17 protein-coding genes are annotated in these 19,217 nt (G+C 64.2%); 11 read left to right on the plus strand and 6 right to left on the minus strand.

Annotated features, from left to right (window positions below; translation table 11 throughout):
• The first annotated feature begins 29 nt into the window (after positions 1-29).
• From D769_RS23820 to lpxC, 5 genes are all read left to right on the plus strand, one after another.
• Positions 30-932: a cell division protein FtsQ/DivIB gene (locus tag D769_RS23820; protein ID WP_008650314.1), complete on the plus strand. Its 903-nt coding sequence runs from the start codon at positions 30-32 to the stop codon at positions 930-932.
• Entirely contained in the window at positions 929-2,161 is a 1,233-nt protein-coding gene (gene ftsA / locus D769_RS23825) for a cell division protein FtsA (protein ID WP_008650315.1), read from the plus strand. Before D769_RS23820 ends, ftsA begins: the two co-directional genes overlap by 4 nt.
• A gap of 188 nt (positions 2,162-2,349) precedes the next feature.
• A complete protein-coding gene (gene ftsZ / locus D769_RS23830) occupies positions 2,350-3,540 on the plus strand; it encodes a cell division protein FtsZ (RefSeq protein WP_008650317.1) in 1,191 nt (396 codons plus the stop codon).
• Positions 3,541-3,950: 410 nt separating this feature from the next.
• Entirely contained in the window at positions 3,951-4,457 is a 507-nt protein-coding gene (locus tag D769_RS23835; protein WP_008650319.1) for a peroxiredoxin, read from the plus strand.
• 153 nt (positions 4,458-4,610) lie between these two features.
• Complete coding sequence (gene lpxC / locus D769_RS23840) at positions 4,611-5,528, plus strand: UDP-3-O-acyl-N-acetylglucosamine deacetylase (protein ID WP_008650320.1); 918 nt, start codon at positions 4,611-4,613, stop codon at positions 5,526-5,528.
• Positions 5,529-5,674: 146 nt separating this feature from the next.
• Here lpxC and D769_RS23845 read toward each other — a convergent pair whose 3' ends face one another.
• Complete coding sequence (locus tag D769_RS23845; protein WP_008650321.1) at positions 5,675-6,178, minus strand: DciA family protein; 504 nt, start codon at positions 6,176-6,178, stop codon at positions 5,675-5,677.
• 108 nt (positions 6,179-6,286) lie between these two features.
• Here D769_RS23845 and D769_RS23850 point away from each other — a divergent pair, with 108 nt between their 5' ends.
• From D769_RS23850 to D769_RS23875, 6 genes are all read left to right on the plus strand, one after another.
• Positions 6,287-7,219, plus strand: a complete 933-nt coding sequence (locus D769_RS23850; RefSeq protein ID WP_008650322.1) for a M23 family metallopeptidase — start codon at positions 6,287-6,289, stop codon at positions 7,217-7,219.
• 247 nt (positions 7,220-7,466) lie between these two features.
• A complete protein-coding gene (gene secA, locus D769_RS23855; protein ID WP_008650323.1) occupies positions 7,467-10,259 on the plus strand; it encodes a preprotein translocase subunit SecA in 2,793 nt (930 codons plus the stop codon).
• Positions 10,260-10,389: 130 nt separating this feature from the next.
• On the plus strand, positions 10,390-11,616 hold the full coding sequence (argJ, locus tag D769_RS23860) for a bifunctional glutamate N-acetyltransferase/amino-acid acetyltransferase ArgJ (RefSeq protein WP_008650325.1): 1,227 nt from the start codon (positions 10,390-10,392) through the stop codon (positions 11,614-11,616).
• Positions 11,617-11,642: 26 nt separating this feature from the next.
• Positions 11,643-12,554, plus strand: a complete 912-nt coding sequence (locus D769_RS23865; protein WP_008650326.1) for an ATP-binding protein — start codon at positions 11,643-11,645, stop codon at positions 12,552-12,554.
• The gene (locus tag D769_RS23870) at positions 12,551-12,994 is read left to right on the plus strand and encodes an NUDIX domain-containing protein (RefSeq protein ID WP_008650327.1); all 444 of its coding nucleotides are present in this window, start codon (positions 12,551-12,553) and stop codon (positions 12,992-12,994) included. Before D769_RS23865 ends, D769_RS23870 begins: the two co-directional genes overlap by 4 nt.
• 55 nt (positions 12,995-13,049) lie before the next feature.
• Positions 13,050-15,080 carry an oligopeptide transporter, OPT family gene (locus tag D769_RS23875; RefSeq protein WP_008650329.1) on the plus strand — a complete coding sequence of 677 codons (2,031 nt, stop codon included), beginning with the start codon at positions 13,050-13,052 and terminating at the stop codon, positions 15,078-15,080.
• Positions 15,081-15,165: 85 nt separating this feature from the next.
• Here the strand turns inward: D769_RS23875 and D769_RS23880 are convergent, their stop codons facing one another.
• From D769_RS23880 to D769_RS23900, 5 genes are all read right to left on the minus strand, one after another.
• Entirely contained in the window at positions 15,166-15,357 is a 192-nt protein-coding gene (locus D769_RS23880) for a DNA gyrase inhibitor YacG (RefSeq protein ID WP_008650330.1), read from the minus strand.
• An 8-nt stretch (positions 15,358-15,365) separates the two neighbouring features.
• Positions 15,366-16,124, minus strand: a complete 759-nt coding sequence (gene zapD / locus D769_RS23885; protein ID WP_008650332.1) for a cell division protein ZapD — start codon at positions 16,122-16,124, stop codon at positions 15,366-15,368.
• Between the two features lie 222 nt (positions 16,125-16,346).
• The gene (coaE, locus tag D769_RS23890; protein WP_008650333.1) at positions 16,347-16,991 is read right to left on the minus strand and encodes a dephospho-CoA kinase; all 645 of its coding nucleotides are present in this window, start codon (positions 16,989-16,991) and stop codon (positions 16,347-16,349) included.
• A 70-nt stretch (positions 16,992-17,061) separates the two neighbouring features.
• Positions 17,062-17,931 carry an A24 family peptidase gene (locus D769_RS23895; RefSeq protein WP_008650335.1) on the minus strand — a complete coding sequence of 290 codons (870 nt, stop codon included), beginning with the start codon at positions 17,929-17,931 and terminating at the stop codon, positions 17,062-17,064.
• An 18-nt stretch (positions 17,932-17,949) separates the two neighbouring features.
• Positions 17,950-19,215 (minus strand): type II secretion system F family protein, encoded by a 1,266-nt coding sequence (locus tag D769_RS23900; RefSeq protein ID WP_008650336.1) that lies wholly within the window; start codon positions 19,213-19,215, stop codon positions 17,950-17,952.
• Between the last annotated feature and the right edge of the window lie 2 nt (positions 19,216-19,217).

Below are 19,217 nucleotides of genomic sequence, written 5' to 3' on the forward strand. Positions count from 1 at the left end.
CGCAGTACCGACCGCCTGACCGACGACACATGTGGCATAACGCGCGCCTGCTCAACCTGCTCGCCTCAGCGCTATACGCGCTGGTGGCGCTCATGGCGCTTGGGGCTGGGCTGCTGTGGCTGGCCCAGCGGCCGGTGTTCGCCATTACGCATGTCGAGCTGACGTCGATGGATGGCGAGCCGTTGCGCCACGTGAACGCGCCGAGCGTGCGGGCGAACGCGCTGGGCAAGCTGGCCGGCAACTTCTTCACGCTCGACCTGAACACGGCGCGCCAGGCGTTCGAGTCGGTGCCCTGGGTGCGCCACGCGAGCGTGCGACGCGAGTGGCCGAACGGCCTGGCGATCCAGGTGGAAGAGCATGAGCCCCTCGGTACCTGGGGTGGTCCGGATAGTGGCAGGCTGATCAATACCTATGGCGAGGTATTCGTGGCCAACACCGCCGAGGCCGAAGAGGATGCCCAACTGCTGGCGCTTGACGGACCGCCGGACAGCGAGGGAGACGTGGTCGAGAAGCTGGAGATCATGCGCGAGTGGTTCAAGCCGATGAAGCTCGAACCGCTGGCCGTCGCGCTGTCGGGGCGTTATGCATGGCGTGCCAAGTTGTCTAACGGCATGGTCGTCGAATTCGGCCGCGAGCAGAACGACGAGGATCGCACGGCCATGGAGGCGCGGGTCAAGCGCTTCGTGGCGTCGTGGCCGCAGGTCACGGAGCAGATGGGCAAGCAGATCGAGTATGCCGATCTGCGCTATCCCAACGGATTCGCGATCCGGGCGGCCAGCGTGCGCTTCCTGACCGATGCGCAGGCAGCGGCGGCGGCCAAGGCGGCGACCAAGGCTGCCAGCGGCACGGCAACCCCCCAGGCGGCTTCGGCCGGTAACACCAACAACAATCCGACGCGACTCAAGAGTAAGAACGCGGAGAAAACTCGATGAGCAAGGAATACAAGGACCTACTGGTCGGTCTAGACATCGGCACCTCGAAGGTGGCGGCCGTGGTGGCGGAACTGCGCCCCGACGGCAGCTATGAGGTGATCGGGATGGGCCAGTCCGAGTCCAAGGGTTTGAAGAAGGGGGTCGTGGTCAACATCGAGGCAACCGTGCAGTCGATCCAGCGCGCGCTGGAAGAAGCCGAGCTGATGGCTGACTGCAAGATCGCCGAGGTGTTCACCGGCATTGCCGGCAGCCATATCCGCAGCTTCAACTCGAGCGGCATGGTGGCGATCAAGGACAAGGAAGTCACGCAGACGGACGTGGCCCGGGTGATCGAGACCGCCAAGGCGGTCAACATCCCGACCGATCAGCAGATCCTGCACATCCTGACCCAGGAATTCATCATCGACGGCCAGGAGGATGTGCGCGAGCCCATCGGCATGAGCGGTATCCGGCTCGAAGTGAAGGTGCATATCGTGACGGGCGCGGTTAGCGCGGCCCAGAACATCGTCAAGTGCGTGCGCCGCTGCGGCCTGGAAGTGCACGACCTGATCCTGCAGCCGCTGGCCTCGAGCCTGGCGGTGCTGACAGAGGACGAGAAGGAACTCGGCGTGGTGCTGGTGGATATCGGCGGCGGCACGACGGACATCGCCATCTTCAGCGAAGGCGCGATCCGGCACACGGCCGTGATCCCGATCGCCGGGGACCAGATCACCAACGACATCGCCATGGCGCTGCGCACGCCGACGCCCGATGCCGAGGACATCAAGATGCAGTACGGCATTGCCAAGCAGGCGATCGCCGACCCGGAAGACATGATCGAGGTGCCTGGCGTGGGCGACCGCGGCACGCGCACGCTGAGCCGTCAGGCGCTGGCCGCCGTGATCGAGCCGCGTATCGAGGAACTCTATTCGCTGGTGCACCAGGTGGTGCGCGAGTCGGGCTACGAGGAACTGCTGTCTTCGGGCGTGGTGATCACCGGTGGCACGGCCATGATGCCGGGCATGGTGGAACTGGGCGAAGACATCTTCCTGAAGCCCGTGCGCGTGGGCGTGCCCGAGTATCGCGGCAACCTGCACGAAGTCGTGAAGAGCCCGCGTTACTCCACGGTGATGGGCCTGCTGCAGGAAGGATGCGTTCAGCGTATGCGCGGCCGCAAGGTGGCGGTGCAGAGCGGCTCCGTGAAGCAGGTGTGGGGACGCATGAAGGAATGGTTTGTCGGCAACTTCTGATGAGTTTGCCGGTCAGGTTTTCTTTGACGTGATACGCGACTGGCGTCAGCGAGATGGCGGAAATGCACGTTGAGCAGTTTTTTCGCAGTTTTTCTGGTTAGTTGTTCTTGATGGTTTCTTGTTCAGGAACCAAGGGTTGCGGCGGGGAGGCTGCAGCGTTTGGGGACTGATTTTTCTCGGAGGCAGTGATGGACTTTGACATGATCGAAACGGAGATTCAGGACGGCACCATCATCAAGGTGGTGGGCGTGGGCGGCGCGGGCGGCAATGCCGTGCAGCACATGATCAGCCGTGGCGTACAGGGTGTGGAATTCATTTGCATGAATACCGATGCCCAGGCGCTGAAGCGCTCCACCGCATCGCGCGTGCTGCAACTGGGCAACACCGGCCTTGGAGCCGGTGCCAAGCCGGAAGTTGGCCGTAACTGCGCGGAGCAGGCGCGTGACCAGATCGCCGACGCCCTGCGCGGCGCGCACATGGTCTTCATCACTGCCGGCATGGGCGGTGGCACCGGTACCGGTGCTGCGCCGATCGTGGCGCAGGTGGCCAAGGAAATGGGCATCCTGACCGTGGGCGTGGTCAGCAAGCCGTTCGACTTCGAAGGCGCGCGCCGTGCCAAGGTGGCCGAACACGGTTCGGGCGAACTCGAGTCGTCGGTGGACTCGCTGATCGTTGTGCTCAACGAGAAGCTGTTCGAAGTGATGGGCGACGACGCCGAGATGGACAAGTGCTTCCAGTGCGCCGATGACGTGCTGCATAACGCTGTCGCTGGCATCGCCGAAATCATCAATGTCGACGGTCTCGTGAACGTCGACTTTGAAGACGTGAAGACGGTGATGGGCGAGCAGGGCAAGGCCATGATGGGCACGGCTACCGTGTCCGGCGTGGATCGCGCCCGCCTGGCCGCCGAACAGGCCGTGGCCAGCCCGCTGCTCGAAGGTGTGGACCTGTCCGGCGCGCGTGGCGTGCTGGTCAACATCACGGCCAGCCGCTCGTTGAAGCTGTCGGAAACCAAGGAAGTCATGAACACGATCCGCAGCTACGCTGCGGAAGACGCGACCGTGATCTTCGGTACGGTGTACGACGATTCGATGAGCGACGCGCTGCGCGTGACCGTGGTGGCCACTGGCCTGGGCCGTTCGGCCAAGAAGCAGCAGCCGATGACGCTGCTGAAAACCGGCACGGACAACATCCCGGTGCAGATGATGGCTGGCCTGACCGCTGCCCCGGCGCATGCATCGCCGGACTACAGCGGCCTGGATACGCCGGCCGTGTGGCGCAGCTCGCGCGAGTCGGCGTCCGCCCACGTGGCGGCGCTGCAAGAGAAGGGCGTGGATACGTACGACATCCCGGCCTTCCTGCGCAAGCAGGCTGACTGAGTTGGGCTCCGGCAGGGCCGTGGCGTTGGCCGCGTGCCTGGCGGGTTGTCGCTGGTCCGTTCCGCATCGCCCGAGCGCTCCCTTTCCGCTCGGTGATTGCCTGGACTGACGCCATCCGTCAGTGCGCCGGCACGCGTCGCGCCCGCGCCGAAAGCAGTCCGTCCGCATCCCGTTGCCGGGCAGGCAGGCCATCGGCCGCCTCCCCGGACTGGTTTCCCGCCTCCCAGCGGCGGGATGTGCCCCCGTCCGCGCGGCGCGTCCACAAGACGCGCCGCGCGGCGTTTGAGCAGCAAGCCGACTGCCCTGCACTTGACATAGCTGAAGCCAGGATTCGCCAATGCGACGCTTGGTTGCAACGGCATCCGCCCCTATGATGCAGGCAGGGTTTCTACCGAGAGGAGGAATCTCCCATGATCGCCATTGGGCAACGCGTCCCCGACGCCACGCTGTACGAATTTTTCGAAACCGAATCCGAAGGCTGCGCGCTCGGGCCGAATGCGTTTTCGGTGGCCGAACTGGTCAAGGGCCGCAAGATCGTGGTCTTCGGCCTGCCCGGCGCTTTTACCCCGACTTGCTCCGCGAAGCATGTGCCCAGCTATCTCAAGGAGTACGATGCCTTGCGTGCCGCCGGTGTCGACGAAATCTGGTGCCACTCGGTCAACGACGCCTTTGTGATGGGTGCCTGGGGACGCGAGCAGAAGGCCACAGGCAAGGTCAGGATGATGGGTGACGGCGCCGCGCAATGGGCCAAGGCCCTGGGGCTGGATCAGGACCTGAGCCAGCGCGGCCTGGGTGTGCGCGCCAAACGCTATGCGATGGTCGTCGATGACGGTGTGGTGACCCACCTGTTCGTCGAGGAGCCGGGCGAGTTCAAGGTCAGCAGTGCCGAATGGGTGCTGCAAGCGTTGCGCGCCTGATACGGTAGTTCGGGCGTGAATGCTTTATGCGTATCATTTCGGACGTTGTCTAACACCCCGAAACAAAGTGGTGCAGCGCAATAGACCGAGTAATGGTAGTATCGCGTTATCAAGTTTTACGCCCAATAGCTTTTAATAATAGTTGAGGCCGTCATGCTCAAACAGCGCACTATCAAATCCCTGGTGAAGACGGTTGGTATCGGTTTGCACTCGGGCCGCAAAGTGACGCTGACCCTGCGCCCGGCTCCGGCCGATACCGGCATTGTCTTTACCCGCGTCGACCTGCCCGAGGCCGTGGAAATCCATGCGGCGGCTTCGGCCATTGGTGATACCCGTCTGGCATCGGTGCTCCAGAAGGACGGCGCGCGCGTTTCGACCGTTGAACACCTGATGTCGGCCTGCGCCGGCCTGGGTGTCGACAATCTTTATGTCGACGTCGACGCCGAAGAAATTCCGATCATGGACGGCAGCGCGGCATCGTTCGTGTTCCTGCTGCAGTCGGCGGGCATGGAAGAGCAGCCTGCGGCCAAGCGTTTCATCCGCGTGAAGAAAGCCGTGGAAGTCCGCGATGGCGACAAGCTGGCTCGCCTGGAGCCGTTCTTCGGTTTCAAGCTTGCCTTCACGATCGACTTCCGCCATCCCGCTGTCGACAAGACGGGTCAGACGTTCACGATCGACTTTGCCGACACCAGCTACGTCCGTGAAATCGCCCGTGCCCGCACTTTCGGTTTTGCCCATGAAGTTGAGGCACTGCGCGAGATGGGCCTGGCACGCGGGGGCAGCCTCGACAACGCGATCGTGCTCGACGAGCACCGCATGTTGAACAACGAGGAACTGCGCTACGGCGACGAGTTCGTCCGCCACAAGATCCTCGACGCGATTGGCGACCTGTACGTGATCGGCCATCCGCTGATTGCTTCATATGTTGCGCACAAATCTGGCCATGGCATGAACAATCAGTTGCTGCGCGCGCTGCTGGCGGACCAGGAAGCCTACGAATTCGTGACCTTCGACAAGGTCGAGGAAGCGCCCGTCGCGTTCCTGCCACAGGCTCAGCCGGCATTTGCCTGACAACTGACTGGCATCAAGCTTCGATCGAAACCCCGCGCCTCGAAAGAGCGCGGGGTTTTTTGTTGTCTGTGGGATGGTGCCGGGCCGCGCATCCAGCCGCAACAAACTACTGATAAGGGGGCTGAGCGGGCGTAGCGAGGATCGAATCAGCGATGCCGGGCCAGCAAGGCCACCACCGCATCCTTCAGCGGTGACGCCTCCAGGTTGTGCGCCAGCACGTCCATGCTGTGCAATCCGGCGGGCGATAGATTGGCCGTTCGCGGCTTGCGTTCGACCGGGTCAGTGTCCCAATCGCCACGCCCGACCTCCGGTTGTACCCGTACACGGATTGCGGTAACCTGCGATCCCCGTTGTTGCAGCCGGGAAAGCAGGGTCGGCACCACTTGCCGGACCCGCGCGGCCGCCGCGCCATGCGCGGCAAGCAACAACAGTGTGCGTTCCGTTTGCGGTCCCCGGTCGTCAGTCTTGATGCCGGCCACGGCGATGCCGGCCCGCATGCCTTGCGGCAGGAGCGACAGGACTTCCGCTTCCAGAGATGCCAGTTGCCGCGCGGTCTGCATCAGCGCCGAAACCGGCCCGGCCTTGGCCAGCCAGTCATTGAGTGGCTTGGCCGCAGGGGTCTGGTGAGCGTGGTGAGTGAACATGCGCATGCGCGCATTCTAGCGCGCAATCCTTGCCCGTCCGAGAGCCGGGATGCCTTTGCCCGCGTGCGCACGGGGCCGAAAGAGCGGCCCCGTCTTTTGGGGTGGGGTTAGGTCATGCAAATCATCGTGCTACATCCGCGCGAGCAGCGGATGCTTCGTTTTCATCTCACGCGCCTGCGCGTCGCGCTGCTCATGCTGGCGCTCTGCTCGCTCGTTGCTGCCGCCGCTTCAGGGGTGACCTGGCTCGTGGCGCGCTCCCAAGCGTCGCCCGAGGTCTCGCGACAAGCACGCGAAAACGCCTTTCTACGGCAGAACCTGGCGGTGCTTGCCGCGAGCGTGGGCGATCTGCAGGCGCAGATGGTCCGTCTCGATGCCCTCGGTGAGCGGGTTTCGGGTCTCGCCGGCATTGCCCCCCAGGATTTCGACTTTCGCCATCGTCCGGCCCGTGGCGGCCCGACCGCGCCGGCGCAGTCGACCGAACTGACCTTGCCGGAGTTGCGCGCCGAGCTGGCGCGCTTGGGCGAGCAGGCCGAGCACCGCGTCGACTACTTTGACGTGATCGAGACCGCGTTGATGGACCGTCAGATGAGAGAACGACGCATCCCCCGGGTGCTTCCCGTAGCAACCGGGTACGACGGATCCAGCTTCGGTGCGCGGATCGATCCTTTCACCGGTCGCCGCTCTCAGCATGATGGCGTGGACTTCGTGGCGCCCACCGGCACGCCGATCCTGGCGGCCGCAGGTGGCGTGGTGGTGGCAGCGGAATGGCACAACGAGTACGGCAACATGATTGATATCGATCACGGTAACGGACTCAAGACCCGGTATGCTCATGCGTCGAAGTCGCTGGTTCGGGCCGGCGATATCGTCCGCCCTGGCCAGATGATTGCCCGGGTCGGCAGCACGGGGCGCTCGACCGGCGCGCACCTGCACTTCGAGGTCCATGTGAACGGTTTGCCACGTAATCCGAACGGCTTTCTGAACGCGGCCGCACCGGCGCCCTTGGCCGAGGCGCTCTCCCCAACCGACCGTACCGCCATCCGCTGATCGTCGAACCCTGGGCACGCAGCGGAACATTGAAGTCGGTGAGGTTGTCCCAACCTCACCGGTAGCCTGTCCCGGACGGGCGGCTCCGGTTATCGCCCGGGCCTGTTGCGCCCATGCAGATTCTGGCCTGGCAGCGGTCCGGTCAGGACATCGGCACATGATAAACTCGGCGTTTTGCGCCAATCCACCCATTCCTCGCGCGTGGCTGCCCGGTTCGCCGCTGGTCGCTCGCAGGTGAAAGCACTCGATGATCACGGGCCTTCTCAAGAAAGTCTTCGGCAGCCGCAACGAACGGCTGATCAAACAATATCGCCGCACGGTCGAGCAGATCAATGCGCTCGAGCCGAAGTTCGAGAAGCTCTCGGACGACGAGTTGCGTGGCATGACCGAGACATTCCGCCAGCGCCATGCCGGCGGCGAGTCGCTCGAGGCACTGCTGCCTGAGGCTTTCGCCGTCTGCCGCGAAGCCAGCAAGCGGATCATGAAGATGCGTCACTTCGACGTGCAGATGATCGGCGGCATGGTGCTGAACGACAACAAGATTGCCGAAATGCGCACCGGCGAAGGCAAGACGCTGACCGCCACGCTGGCCGTGTATCTCAATGCGCTGACCGGCAAGGGCGTGCACGTGGTGACGGTCAACGACTACCTGGCGCAGCGCGACGCCGAGTGGATGGGGCGCCTGTATAACTTCCTGGGCCTGTCGGTGGGCGTGAACCTGTCGCAGATGCCACACGATCAGAAGCAGATCGCGTACAACGCGGACATCACGTACGGCACCAACAACGAGTTCGGCTTCGACTATCTGCGCGACAACATGGTCTATGACCCGTCGCAGCGCGTGCAGCGTCCGCTGCACTACGCGATCGTCGACGAAGTGGACTCGATCCTGATCGACGAGGCGCGCACGCCGCTGATCATCTCGGGCCAGGCCGAGAACCAGACCGATCTTTATCAGCGCATGAACGGCATTCCGAAGCTGCTCGAGCGCCAGATCGGCGAGGAGAAGGCCGACGGTACCGGCGTCGAGAAGCCGGGCGACTACTACGTGGACGAGAAGGGCCATCAGGTCTACCTGACCGAGGCCGGCCACGAGAAGGCCGAGCAGATCCTGTCCCAGCTCGGCCTGATCAGCGAGGGCGAATCGCTCTACGCGCCTCAGAACATTACGCTGATGCACCACCTGTACGCCGCCCTGCGCGCGCAGAGCCTGTTCCATCGCGACCAGCACTACGTGGTGCAGAACGACGAGGTCATCATCGTCGACGAATTCACGGGCCGCCTGATGACGGGCCGCCGCTGGTCCGATGGCCTGCACCAGGCCGTGGAAGCCAAGGAAGGCGTGACCGTCCAGCAGGAAAACCAGACGCTGGCAACCATCACGTTCCAGAACTACTTCCGCATGTACGAGAAGCTGGCCGGCATGACCGGTACGGCCGACACGGAAGCCTACGAATTCCAGGAAATCTACGGCCTCGAGGTCGTGGTGATCCCGACCAACCGTCAGGCCCAGCGCAAGGACCTGCAGGATCAGATCTACAAGACGTCGAAGGAACGCTACGACGCCGTGGTGCGCGATATCCGCGACTGCTACGACCGAGGCCAGCCGGTGCTGGTGGGCACGACGTCGATCGAAACGTCCGAGTATCTGTCGGACCTGCTGAACAAGGAAAAGCTGCCGCACCAAGTGCTGAACGCCAAGCAGCACGCGCGTGAAGCCGAGATCGTGGCGCAGGCCGGTCGGCCCAAGATGATCACGATCGCCACCAACATGGCCGGTCGCGGTACCGACATCGTGCTGGGCGGCAACGTCGAGAAGCAAGCCGGTTTTATTGAAGCCGATGCCAACCTGGCGGATGCCGAGAAGGCCGAGCGCATCGCCAAGCTCAAGGATGAGTGGCAATCGCTGCACGACCAGGTCAAGGCGGCTGGCGGCCTGCATATCGTCGGCACCGAGCGACACGAGTCGCGCCGGATCGACAACCAGCTGCGCGGCCGTGCCGGCCGTCAGGGCGACCCGGGTTCGTCGCGCTTCTATCTGTCGCTCGACGACCAGCTCCTGCGTATCTTCGCCGGCGACCGCGTGCGCGCGATCATGGAGCGCCTGAAGATGCCTGAAGGCGAGCCGATCGAAGCCGGTATTGTCACGCGCTCGATCGAATCCGCGCAGCGCAAGGTCGAAGGCCGCAACTTCGACATCCGCAAGCAACTGCTGCAGTACGACGACGTTGCCAACGACCAGCGCAAGGAAATCTACAAGCTCCGCAACGACGTACTCGAATCGCAGGACGTCGGCGACATGGTGGCGAACCTGCGCGAGAGCGTGCTGGTCGAGGTGTTCCGCGAGTACGTGCCCGCCGAGAGCATGGAAGAGCAGTGGGACATCGCTGGCCTGGAGCAGCGCCTGCGTGACGACTGGGGTCTGGAGCTGCCGCTGGCGAAGACCATCGAAGGCGCGCAGAGCATCGAGGATGAAGAGCTGCTGGACATGATCCTGAAGGCAGCGCGCGAGCACTACGACGCCAAGGTGGCGCAAGTGGGCCGCGAGTCGTTCGCCGGCTTCGAGCGCTCGGTCATGCTGCAAAGCATCGACACGCACTGGCGCGAGCACCTGGCCGCGCTGGATCATCTGCGTCAGGGCATCCACCTGCGTGGCTATGCGCAGAAGGATCCGAAGCAGGAGTACAAGCGCGAATCGTTCGAACTGTTCGCGCGCCTGCTGGACGTGATCAAGAGCGAAGTCACGCGCGTGGTGTTCAACGTGCATATCCAATCGCCCGAGGAACTCGAACAGGCTTCGGAGCAGATCGAAGAGGGTCTGGCGCACCTCGAGAACGTGCAATACAAGCACGACGAGTTCGCCGAGGGCGCCGAGCCTGTGGAGCAGGCAGAGCCGGCACGCAGCAACACGGCCGCCGCGGCGCTGGCCGCGATGGGCGGCGAAGCGGCGCTGGCCGGCATGCCCAAGGTTGGCCGCAACGACCCGTGCCCGTGCGGTTCGGGCAAGAAGTTCAAGCAGTGCCACGGCAAGCTGAGCTGAAGCCAGTCCGTCGCGGTCGGTGATAGGCGCGCGCGGCGCGCATCACCAAACCATCCAGCACATGCCCGCTTGAACCCTGCGTCAAGCGGGCATGTTCGTCAGGTGCATCAGAGAATTTGAGGAAATCACCATGCCAGTGAACCTGCCCCTGCCCCAGGCAGAAAACTTGAAATCCGTCGCCGGCGTCGAGCTTGGCTGGGCCGAAGCCGGTATCCGCAAGGCCAATCGCAAGGACGTGCTCGTGGTCCGCGTGGCCGAAGGCAGCACGGTGGCGGGCGTGTTCACGCAGAACCGGTTCTGCGCGGCGCCAGTGCAGGTTTGCCGCGAGCATCTCGCCGCGGGCGCTGGCATTCGTGCCATCGTGGTGAACACTGGCAATGCCAACGCCGGCACCGGGGAACCGGGTCTGGCCGCCGCGCGCGCCACGTGCGATGCGCTGGCCAAGGCACTGGCCATCCAGTCGAACCAGGTGCTGCCGTTCTCGACCGGCGTGATCCTGGAACAGCTTCCGGTCGACCGCCTGACCGCCGCACTGCCGACGGCTATCGCCAACGCACGTGCCGATAACTGGCTGGCCGCCGCGGAATCGATCATGACCACCGACACGCAGCCGAAGGCCGCCTCGCGCACGGTGCAGATCGATGGCAAGACCGTGACGCTCTCCGGCATCAGCAAGGGCGCCGGCATGATCCGCCCGAACATGGCGACGATGCTCGGCTTCATCGCCACCGATGCCGCCGTGGCGCAACCGGTGTTGCAGAAGCTGGTGTCGCACGCCGCCGATCACTCGTTCAACAGCATCACGATCGACGGCGATACGTCGACCAACGACTCGTTCGTGCTGATCGCTTCCGGCAAGGCCGGCGTGACGATCGATCGCGCCGAGGGTGCCGCGTTCGAGGCGCTGCGTGATGCCGTGACGGCGCTGGCTCAGGAACTCGCGCAGGCGATCGTGCGCGATGGCGAAGGCGCCACCAAGCTGATGACGATCCGTGTGGAAGGGGGCAAGAATGTGGCCGAGTGCCGCCAGATCGCCTACGCCGTGGCCCATTCGCCGCTGGTGAAAACGGCGTTCTATGCCTCGGACCCCAACCTCGGCCGTATCCTCGCCGCTATCGGCTATGCCGGCGTCAACGACCTCGACGTCGATCGCGTGAACCTGTGGCTCGATGACGTGTGGGTCGCGCGTGACGGCGGCCGCAACCCCGAGTATCGCGAGGAAGACGGTCAGCGCGTGATGAAGCAGGCGGAGATCACGGTGCGCATCGCGCTGGGCCGTGGCGACGCCGAAGCGACCGTGTGGACCTGCGACCTGTCGCATGACTACGTGTCGATCAACGCCGACTATCGTTCGTAAGTTCGTAATTCTGGAAGACTCGCCCCATGTCTGACCTCGCTGCCCGCCTCGATGGCTTCCTTGCCCGACTTGAACAATGGCTGCCGCCGGAACTGACCGACGCGGACTGGAAGGAGGCGGTAGCGTTCCGCTGGCGCAAGCGCCAGAGCCTGTTCGGCAACATCGGCTATCTGCAGGCGATCCGGCAACTGCCGCCGATCCATCTGGGCGATCTGAAGAACATCGATCGCCAGAAAGACGCGATCGTCGCCAATACCCGCCAGTTCGTGAACCGGCTGCCGGCCAACAACGTGCTGCTGACCGGCGCGCGTGGCACCGGCAAGTCGTCGCTGATCAAGGCTTGCCTGAATGCATTCGTGAACGACGGGCTGCGCCTGGTGGAAGTAGACAAGGATGATCTGGGCGATCTCGGAGACATCGTCGAGCAGCTTGCGCAGCGCCCCGAGCGCTTCGCGATTTTCTGCGACGACTTGTCGTTCGAGGACGGCGAATCCGGCTACAAGTCGCTCAAGTCGGCGTTGGACGGCTCGGTGGCCGCGCAGTCAGACAACGTGCTGATCTATGCGACGTCGAACCGCCGGCATCTGCTGCCCGAGTACATGAAGGACAACGAGACCTACCAGCACACCTCCGATGGCGAAATCCATCCGGGAGAAGTGGTGGAGGAGAAGATCTCGCTGTCCGAGCGCTTTGGCTTGTGGCTGTCGTTCTACCCGCCGAAGCAGGACGAGTACCTGGCCATCGTTGGTCACTGGCTCGGACACTTTGGCTGCACGCCCGCCGATATCGAGGCCGCACGCGGCGATGCGCTGGTTTGGGCTCTCGAGCGCGGCTCGCGCTCCGGGCGCGTGGCGTGGCAGTTCGCGCGCGACTGGGGCGGCAAGCATGGCAAGCCGTTCGTGGCTGATCCCGCGACTGATTCAGGCAGCAAGGCATGAGCGGTCAGGTGGACACGGTGAAGTCCGCCGACGGGCAGACGCGCAAGGTCACGGAAGTGGCGGTTGGCGTGATGATCCAGGCGGACGGCAAGTTTCTGCTGGCGCAGCGTCCGGCAGGCAAGCCGTACGAGGGCTACTGGGAATTTCCGGGCGGCAAGCTCGAGCCCGGCGAATCGGTTGAGGCGGCCCTGGCGCGCGAGCTGCACGAAGAACTCGGCCTCGACATCGTGAGGAGCGAACACTGGCACACGCTGGAGCATGATTACCCTCATGCCTATGTGCGCCTGTATTTCCGCAAGATCACGGAATGGCGCGGCGATCCGGTCGGACGGGAGGGCCAGGCATTCTCCTGGCAGACAGTGCCTGTGTCGGTGGGGCCGCTCCTGCCGGCGACGATCCCAGTCGTCGACTGGCTGGCGGAAGAATCCCGCGCAAGCTGAAATCGGTGCCCGGCTCCTGCCGGGCAATTTTTTTAGACCACTCACAGGAGGCTCAATGCAACGTGTCGATCGTATCGATGACGCTGTTTCTCTGCCCGAACTGACGCTGCGGGGCATCATCCTCGGCGCCCTGATCACGGTGGTGTTCACCGCCTCCAATATCTACCTCGGCCTCAAGGTCGGCCTGACGTTCTCCTCGGCGATTCCCGCTGCCGTGATCTCGATGGCCGTGCTGCGGCTGTTTCCGGGCGCGAACATCCTCGAGAACAACATGGTGCAGACGCAGGCGTCCGCGGCTGGCACGCTGTCGTCGATCATCTTCATCCTGCCGGGCCTGGTCATGCTGGGGCACTGGCAGGGATTCCCGTTCTGGCAGACGCTGGCGATCTGCGCGGCGGGTGGCATGCTCGGTGTGATCTTTAGCATCCCGCTACGCCACGCGATGGTGGTGCACAGCGATCTGCCGTATCCGGAAGGGGTGGCCGCCGCCGAGATCCTGCGAGTGGGGAGCGCGAGCCAGGATAAGGGCAATGGAAAACAGGAGACCGGGCTTGGTGACCTCGTTGCAGGTGGCGTTGCTGCGGGCCTGTTCAGCGTTGCCGCGGGTGGTTTCCGGGTTCTGGCCGAAGGGGCGAATGCCTGGCTGGCCGTTGGCGCATCCGTGGTGCGCCTCTCGACGGGTTTCTCGCTCGCGCTGGTGGGCGCCGGCTATCTGGTCGGCATCGTCGGCGGGCTGGCCATGCTGCTGGGCCTGTTCCTGACCTGGGGCATCGCGGTACCGTGGCTGACCGCCATCACACCGATGCCGGCGGGGGCCACACTGTCCAGCTTCGGTACCGCCGTGTGGAGCACGCAGGCGCGCTTCATCGGCGCGGGCACGATCGGTATCGCGGCGATCTGGACGCTCGGCACGCTGTTCAAGCCGATGGTGGAAGGCGTGCGTGCATCGATGGGTGCCCTCCGTGCCGGCGCGCCGGGGGCGGGTGGCGCGGTGCCGCGCACGCAACGCGACTTGCCGATGGCCTGGATCGGCGCCCTCACGCTGGTCCTGCTGGTGGTGCTGGCAGTGACGTTTGGATACTTCCTGGCCCCGGCGCCGCTCGATACCGGCGCCACCTGGCGTCTGGTTGGCTGTGCCGTGCTGTTCGCCTTCGTGTTCGGCTTCCTGGTGGCTGCCGCATGTGGCTATATGGCTGGTCTGGTGGGGTCGTCAGCCAGCCCGATCTCGGGCATCGGCATCATCGCTGTGATCCTGGTGTCGCTGCTGATACTTGGCATCGGCACGCTGGACGGCCTGCTCGACGCGCCCGAGGGCGGCAAGTACGCGATTGCGCTGGCGATCTTCACGACCTCGGCTGTCGTGGCGGTGGCCTCGATCTCGAATGACAACCTGCAGGATCTCAAGACTGGCTGGCTGGTTGGCGCCACACCGTGGCGCCAACAGGTGGCGCTGCTGATCGGCTGCGCCGTGGGTGCCGCCGTGATTCCGCCGGTGCTCGAACTGCTCTATCACGCGTACGGCTTTGCCGGCGCCTTGCCCCGGGCCGACATGGACCCGAATCAGGCGCTGGCCGCTCCGCAGGCCACGTTGATGACCGCGATCGCTACGGGCATCTTCACGCACAAGCTCAACTGGACAATGATCCTGATTGGCGTGGCGCTGGGTGTTGTGTTGATCGCGATTGACGAAGTGCTGCGCCATCGCGGTGGCGTGGCGCGGCTGCCCGTACTGGCAGTCGGCATCGGCATCTACCTGCCGCCGACGATCAGTTCAGCGCTGGTGGTGGGCGCGGTGTTGTCGTGGTGGTTGCTGCGCACGGAGCGCAAGCGCGCCGAGGCGCGTGGCGACGATGTGCCCACGGTGCTGGCCCATGCCGAGCGGCGCGGGACGCTGCTTGCTTCGGGCCTGATCGTGGGTGAAAGCCTGGTCGGCGTTGCGCTGGCCGCGGTGATCGGCCTCTCGGGCAAGGAGGCGCCGCTGGCACTGGTGGGCGAGGGGTTTGGCACTACGGCGCAGTGGCTGGGACTGGCCGTGTTCGTGCTGGTCTGCGTGGGATTCAGCCGTCGGGTGCTGGCTGCGCGTTAGCCCGGCCGGCCGTAGCACTCGGCAATATCGCGGCTATCGCAGGTTCCCCTCTTTCGCCTGGCGTGAGAGGGGCGCAGCGATCCGATCAGTCTTCGGCGTCTTCCGGCAGGTCCGGCGACGGCGTCTCGCCCGGCTTGCCACCGATCACATACTTCTCGGACGCCCAGGCGCCCAGGTCGATCTGCTTGCAGCGTTCCGAGCAGAACGGACGGAACTTGTTATCCGGCACCCAGGCAACTTCCTTGCCGCAGGTGGGGCATTTGACGACGGCTGGCATCGGAGACTTCAGAAATTACAGAGCTTCAGCAGGAAGGGGATATCGGCATCCACCGATCGGGGTCGCATGTCGCCATCCTGCTGCGTGAACCGTACCCAGAGCATGTACTTGTTGGCGCTCATCTCGGGGATGAAGGCCAGCAGCGATTCGTCCAGGTACACCTGCATGAGTTGGTAGCTGCGGCCAGACAGCATCTGCTGATAGCTGCCACCGGTGGCAATGACCTTGCCGCTCTGGCCGGACTCGCGCAGCAGGCGCAGCACGATGCCAGCGCCCATGCGCAGCGAGGCTAGTGGGCGTGCCCATTTGAGGATGTCGGCGCGGCGATCATCGGCGTCGCGATGCTGCCAGGCGTAGTACGCCGGCAGATCGAACTCGCAGGTGCCACCGGGGATGATCGCGCGGCTGCGGATGCTGGTCAGCCATTCATTGTCGGCCAGCAACTGGCCGGCCTTGCCGACAGTCTGGCTGAGCGCCGCAATGCCTTGCTCGATTTCGGTGATCACCGCGACCAGCGCATCCTGATCAATCTGCGGATTGGAGCGCAGCGGCGCCAGGGCCTGGCGCTGGCGCTCGAGTTCCTTGATCAGGTCGGTCTTGAGGTCGGCACGTCCCGCCACGTCGATGATCTCGAAAATCGTGGTGATGGCGACGTGATGCTGAAGCGGATGTTCCTGCCCGAGGAAATAATCCAGCCGATCGAACAGGTCCTCCAGGCGCAGGAGTGTCCTGATGCGTTCGTTGAAAGGATATTCGTACAGGATCAAGTCGGTGTCCGTGCTGCGCGCCGGTTGGCGGTTGTTTCAGTCGGGAAGGCGCTTTGGCGCTGTCCGTGCCGCTTTCGCCCATGCAAAGACAACTCGCGCCTGGGTGGAGTTCCTGGCCGGAACTCGTCACACCGCGCATATTTGCCGGCATGTTTCAGCGCATTCTATGCGAGTCAGGGCCCGAGGACAAATCGAATCTGCCCCTATCGGGCATGGGGGATGTCACGGATGCGCCGCGTTTTCGGATGTGTTTCCAGATGTATCCGAAAGCGAGCGATATAGCGCATCGAGCTTCGCGACTTGCGCGTCCAGCGCTTCGGGTGGCCCGTCGTTGTCGATCAGGTCGTCGGCCACGGCCATGCGTTCGGCGCGTGTGGCCTGTCGCCGCATGATCGCCAGTACCTGATCGCGCGTGAATCCATTGCGGGTCATCACGCGGGAGATCTGGGTTTCCTCCTGGCAATCGACTACGAGCACGCGGCCGACCCGCGCGCGCCAGGTACTCGATTCGACGAGCAGGGGTACCACGTAGATCAGATACGGGTTGTGGCCCGCTTCGCGGATGGCGGTGGCCCGCGCCTCGGTGACCTGGCGAATCAGCGGATGGGTGATGCCCTCGAGCCGGGTCTTGGCCGATGGGTCGGAGAAGACGAGCGCCCGCATCGCGTCGCGATCCATCGCCCCATCCTGGCGCAGGCATCCGGGCCCGAATGCCGCGACGAGCGGCGCGATGGCGGGGCCGCCCGGCGCGGTGATCTCGTGGGCGATGATGTCGGTATCGATCAGCGCGGCGCCGCGCGCGGCGAACATGTCCGCGACGCGGGTCTTGCCGGAGCCGATGCCGCCGGTCAGTCCGATTTCCAGCATGGAACAGGGTGTCAGTCAGTCGTGAATGTCGCCAACGATACCAGCTTTGCGTGCAACTGCCGGTTGTCGGCTAGTGTCCGGCCACCAGCGTCAGCGGTACTACATCGGCGCCAAAGAACAGGACAATCAGCCCGGCGCCGACAATGTACGGGCCAAACGGGAAGGTCGTGTCGCTACTCTTGCGGTGGAAGATCAGCATCGCGCCGCCAAGCACGGCGCCGACCACCGACGACATCAGGATCAGGGCGGGCAGTGCCTGCCAGCCGAACCATGCGCCAAGCGCCGCCATCAACTTGAAATCGCCGTGGCCCATTCCCTCGCGGCCCCGCACAAGCTTGTAGAGCCAGTAGACGCTCCACAGCAGCAGGTAGCCCGCCGCAGCGCCGATGACGGCATCCGCCAGTGGCGCGAACAGGCCCTGCAGGTTCAGCAGCAGGCCCAGCCATAGCAGCGGCAGCGTAATCTGGTCTGGCAGAAGCTGGGTGTCGGCATCAATCATGAACAACGCGACCAGCGCCCAGATCATCGCGATCGCAGCCAGCGCCTGCGCCGTTGGACCGAAGTGCCACATCGCCAGGCCGCTGAGCGTCGCCGTGACCAGTTCGACGAGCGGATAGCGGATGCCGATCGGCGTCTTGCAGGCCTTGCAGCGGCCACGCAGGAACAGGTAGCTGATGACGGGGATGTTCTCCCAGGGGGCGATCTGGTGGCCGCACTTCGGGCACGCGGATCGCGGCACCATCAGGTTATAGCGCTCTGGGTGCGGCAACGGTTCATCGCGGATTTCCGCGATGTAGTTGGCCTCGTCGTACTCCATCATCTTAGGCAGACGATGGATCACCACGTTGAGGAAACTGCCGACCATCAGGCCAACGACCCCTGCCGCGACAATAAGGAAAGCTGGCGGCAACGCCGCCAGCGATGACAGGACAGCTTGCATGCGTTACATCACCCGGCGTTACACCACTTGGCCCAGCTTGAAGATCGGCAGATACATGGCGATGACCATGCCGCCGATCAGCACGCCAAGCACCACGATGATCAGCGGCTCGATCAGGCTCGAGATGGCGGCCACGGCGTCGTCGACCTCGCGCTCGTAGAACTCGGCGACCTTGAGCAGCATGCTGTCCAGCGCGCCCGACTCCTCGCCGATCTGAGTCATCTGCAGCACCATATTGTCGAACACATGGGTGGCCTGCATGGCGTTGGTCAGGCTGGTGCCGATACGCACAGACTGCTCGATTTCGCGCGTGGCATCGTAGTACATCCAGTTGCCGGCGGCCCCTGCTACCGATTCCATCGACTCCACCAGCGGTGTGCCTGCCGCGAACATCGTGGCCAGCGTGCGCGTCCAGCGTGCGACCACCGCCTTGCGGAACAGGCTGCCGAAGATCGGCAGCTTGAGCAGAACCTTGTCGTGCCAGCGCTGCACCTTCTCCGACTTCTTGCGGGCGCGGAAATAGCCAATGATCGAGAAGACTGGCGCGCCGATAACGAGATACCAGTACTGCACGAAAAAGTCGGAGATGTTGATCACGACCATCGTGGGCGCCGGTAGCGAGGCGCCAAAGCTCGAGAACACGCCCTTGAAGGCCGGGATCACGAACAGCATCAGGATCACCGTCACGGCAAAGGCCACGGACAGCACGGCGATCGGGTAGATCATCGCGGACTTGATCTGGCTCTTCAGCGCGATGCTCTTCTCCATATAGAGAGACAGCCGTTCGAGCAGTGCATCGAGAATACCGCCTTGTTCGCCAGCGTCAATCAGGTTGCAGTAGAGCGTATCGAAGTACTGCGGATGTCGGCGGAACGCCGTGGCCATGCTGCTACCCGATTCGATGTCCGAGCGGATGACAGTGAGCAGCTGGGTGAAGTTCGGGTTGGCGTGGCCGCGCGCGATGATGTCGATCGACTGCAGCAGCGGCACACCCGCCTTGAGCATGGTCGAGAGCTGGCGCGTGAAGTAGGCGATGTCCTTCTCGGTAATCTTCTTGCCGCGCGCGCCCTTGCGCTTCTTCATCTTGACGACGGTCAGCCCCTGCTTGCGCAGCGAGGCGGTGACCTCGGACTGGCTCTCGGCGCGTTGTTCGCCCTTGAACGACTTGCCTTTTCGGTCCTTGGCTTCCCACTCGAAGATGTACTGCGTGGGTGCCTTCCGCCCTGATTTCGCCCGAGACGGCGCTGCCGTCCGGGCGCCCGCCGCTGGTGCGCGCGTCGCCATGA

Origin of the sequence: Cupriavidus sp. HMR-1 (genome assembly GCF_000319775.1) — a bacterium.
Classification (GTDB): domain Bacteria; phylum Pseudomonadota; class Gammaproteobacteria; order Burkholderiales; family Burkholderiaceae; genus Cupriavidus; species Cupriavidus metallidurans.

Excerpts from the sequence above, each read along its gene's own strand:
- lpxC (WP_008650320.1), top strand. The coding sequence starts at position 4,611 with ATGCTCAAACAGCGCACTATCAAATCCCTGGTGAAGACGGTTGGTATC.
- D769_RS23850 (WP_008650322.1), top strand. The coding sequence starts at position 6,287 with ATGCAAATCATCGTGCTACATCCGCGCGAGCAGCGGATGCTTCGTTTT.
- D769_RS23835 (WP_008650319.1), top strand. The coding sequence starts at position 3,951 with ATGATCGCCATTGGGCAACGCGTCCCCGACGCCACGCTGTACGAATTT.
- ftsZ (WP_008650317.1), top strand. The coding sequence starts at position 2,350 with ATGGACTTTGACATGATCGAAACGGAGATTCAGGACGGCACCATCATC.
- D769_RS23845 (WP_008650321.1), bottom strand. The coding sequence starts at position 6,178 with ATGCGCATGTTCACTCACCACGCTCACCAGACCCCTGCGGCCAAGCCA.
- D769_RS23865 (WP_008650326.1), top strand. The coding sequence starts at position 11,643 with ATGTCTGACCTCGCTGCCCGCCTCGATGGCTTCCTTGCCCGACTTGAA.
- coaE (WP_008650333.1), bottom strand. The coding sequence starts at position 16,991 with ATGCTGGAAATCGGACTGACCGGCGGCATCGGCTCCGGCAAGACCCGC.
- D769_RS23820 (WP_008650314.1), top strand. The coding sequence starts at position 30 with ATGTGGCATAACGCGCGCCTGCTCAACCTGCTCGCCTCAGCGCTATAC.
- D769_RS23870 (WP_008650327.1), top strand. The coding sequence starts at position 12,551 with ATGAGCGGTCAGGTGGACACGGTGAAGTCCGCCGACGGGCAGACGCGC.
- argJ (WP_008650325.1), top strand. The coding sequence starts at position 10,390 with ATGCCAGTGAACCTGCCCCTGCCCCAGGCAGAAAACTTGAAATCCGTC.
- D769_RS23880 (WP_008650330.1), bottom strand. The coding sequence starts at position 15,357 with ATGCCAGCCGTCGTCAAATGCCCCACCTGCGGCAAGGAAGTTGCCTGG.
- D769_RS23875 (WP_008650329.1), top strand. The coding sequence starts at position 13,050 with ATGCAACGTGTCGATCGTATCGATGACGCTGTTTCTCTGCCCGAACTG.
- ftsA (WP_008650315.1), top strand. The coding sequence starts at position 929 with ATGAGCAAGGAATACAAGGACCTACTGGTCGGTCTAGACATCGGCACC.
- D769_RS23895 (WP_008650335.1), bottom strand. The coding sequence starts at position 17,931 with ATGCAAGCTGTCCTGTCATCGCTGGCGGCGTTGCCGCCAGCTTTCCTT.
- D769_RS23900 (WP_008650336.1), bottom strand. The coding sequence starts at position 19,215 with ATGGCGACGCGCGCACCAGCGGCGGGCGCCCGGACGGCAGCGCCGTCT.
- secA (WP_008650323.1), top strand. The coding sequence starts at position 7,467 with ATGATCACGGGCCTTCTCAAGAAAGTCTTCGGCAGCCGCAACGAACGG.